Source organism: Aggregatilinea sp. (genome assembly GCF_036822615.1).
Lineage (GTDB): Bacteria > Chloroflexota > Anaerolineae > Aggregatilineales > Aggregatilineaceae > Aggregatilinea.
Genome location: NZ_DAISHJ010000196.1, coordinates 1 through 5,508 on the forward strand (window position 1 = coordinate 1; position 5,508 = coordinate 5,508).

Sequence of the window (5,508 nt, forward strand, 5' to 3'; positions counted from 1 at the left end):
GCCGATGCGCCCACGTCGCGTCGCCGCCGTACTGCTGGCGGTGCTGCCGTGGCTGCTGCGGGGTCCCGCAAGCGGAGGCCGGGCGGCGGCGCTGGTGGCGCTGGTGGTGTTCGACCTGTTCAGCGTGACGATGGGGCGCAACTTCGAGTCCATGCCCGCCTCGGATCGCCTGCCGCAGCCGGAGATCGTCGCGTGGCTGGACGATCATCTGCCGCCGGGCGAGCGTATCGACGCGCGGCGCGGGCTGCGTGACAACTTCGGAACACTGTACGACGTGCCGGACATTCGCGGCATCAGCCCGCTGCGCCTGGACGCGATCGATCGCATTTTGAGCCTGCCGGACGACCGCGCCTGGGATCTGCTGGCGGTACGCTACGTGCTCACGGACTGGAACGAGCTGATGGCTCCCAGCACGATCGCCGCCACGGATGCCGATCCGTACGGCGCGTACAACGTGCACGAACTCGACGCGCCGCGCGGCTTCGCGCACCTGACGTACGGCGCGACGGTCGTCGGGTCGGATGCGGACGCGTACGGGCTGCTGCGCGAACCGGCGTACGACACGCACCGGTACGCGATCCTCGACCGGAATCCGGGCGTCGAGTTCCCCGAAAACTTCCCCGACGATCCCGGCAGCGCGGCGGTGATGGCCTTCGCGCCGGAGCGGATCACGATCAGCGCTGAGAATCCGGCCCCTGCCGTGCTGACGCTGGCCCTGCCCGACTACCCCGGCTGGGAGGCGACCGTGGACGGCGCAGACGCGGAGATCCTGCGCGCGTACGGCGGGCTGAGCGCGGTGGCCCTGCCGGATGCAGGCGCGCATACGATCGAGCTGGCTTACCGCCCGTGGAGCTTCCGCATCGGCGCGATCCTCAGCATCGCGGCGTGGCTGGGCGCGGCAGCGGTCGCGGCGTGGTCCATCGCGCGAGCGTGGGCCGGGCGGCGGGAAACCTCGCGCGAAGTATGATACAATAACTTTCAGCTTCTCTAATTTCCGCCCTTACAATTCTGTATTCAAGTTTGGCCCCAAGGAGATGCCATGGCCGACTATACGCTGACCATCAACGGCGAATCCGTGACGGTCACAGTCTCCCCTGACACCCCTCTGCTCTGGATCCTGCGAGATACCCTCGGACTGACCGGCACCAAGTACGGGTGCGGGCGCGGTCTGTGTGGGACCTGCACTGTGCACCGCGACGGCGAGGCCGTCCGCTCGTGTATGCTCACCGCCGACAACGTGGGTGACAGCGCGATCACCACCATCGAGGGCATCTCGCCCGACGGATCGCACCCGGTTCAGGCCGCCTGGATCGAGGAAAGCGTCGCGCAGTGCGGCTACTGCCAGCCGGGACAGATCATGCAGGCCGCCGCGCTGCTGGCCGAAAATCCGGATCCGACCGACGAGGAGATCGACGCGGCGATGTCCGGCAATTTGTGCCGCTGCGGGACGTACAGCCGCATCCGGCGGGCCGTGCACCGCGCGGCGGAAGGCGGTGGATCATGACCCCGGTTTCACGCCGTACGTTTTTGAAGGTCGCCGGGGGCGCGGGGACCGGGCTGGTGCTCGGCTTCGAGCTGCCCGCGAAACAGCGCGCCAGGGCCGGATCCGTGCCGCCGCCCGCGCCGGGCTATCCCGCGCAGGACGGCACGCCGACCTACGAGCCGAACGCATATCTGGAGATCGCGCCGGACGGCACGGTCACCGTGCAGATCTTCCGCAGCGAAATGGGGCAAGGCGTCGAGACGGCGTTCCTGATGATCGTCGCGGACGAGCTTGAGGCCAACTGGGACATGATGGTCCCAGTTCAGGCGCGGCCCGCGTCGGTGTACGGCAACCAAGTGACCGCCGACAGCCGCAGCATCTCGCTGTCGTGGGACGTGCTGCGGGCCGTCAGCGCCGCCGCGCGTACGATGCTGGTCGAGGCCGCCGCGCAGCAGTGGGGCGTCGATGCGGCGGAGTGCCGCGCCGAAAATCACAGCGTGGTGCACGACGGATCGGGGCAGTCGCTGGGCTACGGCGAACTGGCCGACGCCGCCGCCGCGCTGCCCGTGCCCGGCATGGACGAAGTGACGCTCAAGGATCCGGCAGATTTCAAGTTCATCGGACAGCCCATGGGCCAGCTCGATAATCCCGACTTCGTGACGGGCGCGGCCCAGTTTTGCAGCGACATCCGGCTGGACGGGATGCTGTATGCCACGATCGCGCGGTGCCCGGTCTTCGGCGGCACAGTCGCCAGCTACGACGACAGCGCCGCGCTGGCAGTCGAGGGCGTGCGGCAGGTGCAGCAGGTGGGCAACTACGGCGTGGCGGTCGTCGCGGAGAGCACCTGGGCCGCGATCCAGGGCCGCGCGGCGCTGGACGTCACCTGGAACGAAGGCGACAACGCGACGTTCAACAGCGAAGACGTCTTCGAGGAACTGGCCCAGCGCGCGCACGACGAAATCATGGCGATGGATGACGGCGCAGACGCCAACATCATCCTCGATGCGGGCTACCAGATCCCCTACCTCGCGCACGCGCCGATGGAGCCGATGTGCTGCGTCGCGCACTACACGGGCGAAACGCTCGAGATCTGGGCTCCGACGCAGCACCGGCAGGACGTGCTGGGCCGCGCCGCCGAAACGAGCGGCCTGGGGCACGAGCGCATCACGGTGCACGTGCCGCTGCTGGGCGGGGCGTTTGGTCGCCGCCTGGAATCGGACTTCGCCATCGACGCGGTGCTGGTATCGATGGCCGCCAATGCGCCGATCAAGCTGTTCTGGTCACGCGAGGACGACATCCAGCACGACTACTATCACCCGCTGACGTACCAGTTGAAGTACAAGAAGCTCGACCCGGAAAGCAGCTCGCTCGACAGCCGCCAGCGCGTCGATAACATCCCGACCGGGCCGTGGCGATCGGTCGATAACGTGCCCGAGGCGCTGGTCAACGAGTGCTTCGTGGACGAAGTCGCCCACGCGGCGGGCTACGATCTGATCGAAAGCCGCCGCTGGAGCTACGGCGATTCGCCGCGCGGGGCGGTCATGGAACGGGCGGTCGAACTCAGCGGGTGGAACGATCCGCTGCCGGACGGCCACGCGCGCGGCATCGCGGTGCACAGCACGTTCGGCGTGACGCACGTCGCGCAGGTGCACGAGATCTCCGTGGCGGACGACGGCACGCTGACCATTCACCGCATCGTGTGCGTGGTGGACTGCGGGCGCGTGGTCAATCCCGACATGGCCGAGGCGCAGATCGAGGGCGGGATCGTGTTCGCGCTCTCGGCGGCGCTGGGCAGCGAGATCACGATCGAAAACGGGCGTGCCGTGCAGAGCAACTTCCACGACTATTCGATCCTGCGCTTCGATGAGATACCGCCGATCGAGATCACGTTCGTGGAAAGCGAGGAACCGCCGCAGGGCGTGGGCGAAATGGGCGTGCCGACGACCATGCCCGCGCTGCTGAACGCGATCTATAACCTGACGGGCAAGCGCATCCGCCGCATTCCGATCCGCGCGGAAGACCTGCGCGCAAGCTGATTCGGGGTATACTCGGCGGGTTGTGCCTATCCGCAGGGGCAGTTCGGCGCAGTTTAACAACTGAATCCGGTCCTCGTAGAGACCTCACCCCCGGCCCCGGAAACGCAGGGATTGGGGATCAGGGAAAAGCAAACGCGACCTCGCCCCCGGCCCCTCTCCAACTTGATTGGAGAGGGGATACAGACAGGGTGCCAGCGATCCGTTGATCGCCCTTCCCTCTCATGGGATACCGCTGGTGAGCAAGTTTTAAGGGGCAGTTCGTGAACTGCCCCTACCGGGCGGGTTTGAAACCCGCCCCTACAGGCGCGCCGCCAGCGGGAGCGAAACCGGGCGGAGCAAGCTCCGCCCCTACGAAAACCGGATGAAGTCGCCAAACCGCACCGGCATCCCCCTGCCGCATGCAAACGACCAGTTATGGAAACGACACCTTCTACGTTTAAACGACGGTACGTCTTGCGCGGTCTGCAAAGCGGATCGCTGGAACGGATGCTGCACGCCCCCCGCCCCACGGCGATCGTCGTCGGCGCGGCGATTGGGCTGCTGGGCGGCGCGCTCGCGCTGCTGACGGTGCTGGCCGGGCCGGTGATGGCGTTCGGCGCGGTGCTGGGCCTGGGCGTGGGACTGTACGTGCTGACCGATTTGCAGGGCGCGCTGTACGCCACGCTGGGCGTGATCGCGCTGCTGCCGTTCGGCAACCTGCCGGTCAACATCGCCGTGACGCCCACTCTGCTCGACGCGGCGCTGGGCGGCTTTTTGCTGGTCTACGCGATGCAGTGGATGACCGGGCAGCGGCGGTTGTTCCGATCCACGCCGGTCACGGCGGTCGCGCTGGGCTTCACGATGATCATGCTGTTCGCGTTCTTCATGGGCCTGCGCCACGCGCCAATGACGTCGCGCGTGCTGCGCAACGTGGCTGAGATGATGCTGGCACTGGTGATGATCCCGGTGCTGGTAGACGTCATGCGCGACCCGCGCACGCTGCGGCGGGTGATCGCCGTGCTGATCCTGTGCGGCGGCGCGGCGGCGTTCGTCGGGATCGTGCTGTGGCTGCTGCCGGACGCCACCGCTGAGGCGATGCTCAACCGCCTGGGGCGGCTCGGCTACCCGGTCGGCGGGGTGATCCGCTACCGCGAAACGTACGGCGCGATCCTCAACGAGCGCGCGATCGGCACGTGGGTCGATCCGAACGCGTACGGCGGCTTTCTGCTGATGGTGGGCGCGGTGACAGCTCCACAGGTGTTCGCGCGGGAACCGGTGCTGGATCGCCGCCTCGTGACGGGCATCCTGGGGCTGATCGGGATCTCGATCTTCCTGACCGACTCGCGCGGGGCGATGCTCTCACTCGGCGCGGCGTTCGCGTTCATCGCGGCGATGCGCTACCGCAAGCTGCTGCTGATCATGGCGGTGGCGGGGGTCGTCGCGCTGTTTTTGCCGTTCACGCAGCGCTACATCGAAAAGTTCGAGGCGGGCATTCGCGGCGAAGACGTCGAGACGCAGATGCGCTTCGGGGAATACCGGGACGCGCTGACGCTGATCGAACGCCACCCGGTGATCGGCGTGGGCTTCTCCGGCACGCCGGAGATCGACCTGTACCTGGGCGTGGCGAACACGTATCTAACTGTGGCGTCGAACGCGGGACTGGTCGGGCTGGCGGCGTACCTGCTGCTGTTCGCCAGCGCGTTCGGGTATGGGCTGGCGCACTATACGCAGATCGTGGCGAACAACGCCCTGCGAGACGTGTGGCTGGGGCTGGCGGCGGCGCTGATCGGCGTGCTGGTCGGCGGCGTGTTCGACCATTTTTACTTCAAAATCGACTCGTTCCAGGCGACAATGACGTTCGTGTGGATCGTGATGGGGCTGATGTTGGCTGCCACGCGACTGGCGCAGGACGAGACGTCCGCTGGCGCGGCGGAAGCAGCGGTTAGCGATTAGCCGTTAGCTGACCCGATGTACAAGTTTAATCGGACAGAAGGTCAGCGAACTGGAGCG

4 protein-coding genes are annotated in these 5,508 nt (G+C 67.1%); all 4 read left to right on the forward strand.

The genetic code is table 11. The features are described 5' to 3' along the window. Positions 1 to 967: YfhO family protein (locus V7116_RS25270; RefSeq protein WP_324394778.1), on the forward strand; the 967-nt coding region annotated here is incomplete at its 5' end. A 72-nt stretch (positions 968 to 1,039) separates the two neighbouring features. After that, positions 1,040 to 1,504, forward strand: a complete 465-nt coding sequence (locus V7116_RS25275) for a (2Fe-2S)-binding protein (protein ID WP_324394779.1) — start codon at positions 1,040 to 1,042, stop codon at positions 1,502 to 1,504. Beyond that, positions 1,501 to 3,519: a xanthine dehydrogenase family protein molybdopterin-binding subunit gene (locus V7116_RS25280; RefSeq protein WP_324394780.1), complete on the forward strand. Its 2,019-nt coding sequence runs from the start codon at positions 1,501 to 1,503 to the stop codon at positions 3,517 to 3,519. The genes V7116_RS25275 and V7116_RS25280 overlap by 4 nt, the downstream gene beginning before the upstream one ends. Before the next feature lie 414 nt (positions 3,520 to 3,933). Beyond that, positions 3,934 to 5,451 carry an O-antigen ligase family protein gene (locus V7116_RS25285; RefSeq protein ID WP_324394781.1) on the forward strand — a complete coding sequence of 506 codons (1,518 nt, stop codon included), beginning with the start codon at positions 3,934 to 3,936 and terminating at the stop codon, positions 5,449 to 5,451. Positions 5,452 to 5,508 lie beyond the last annotated feature (57 nt).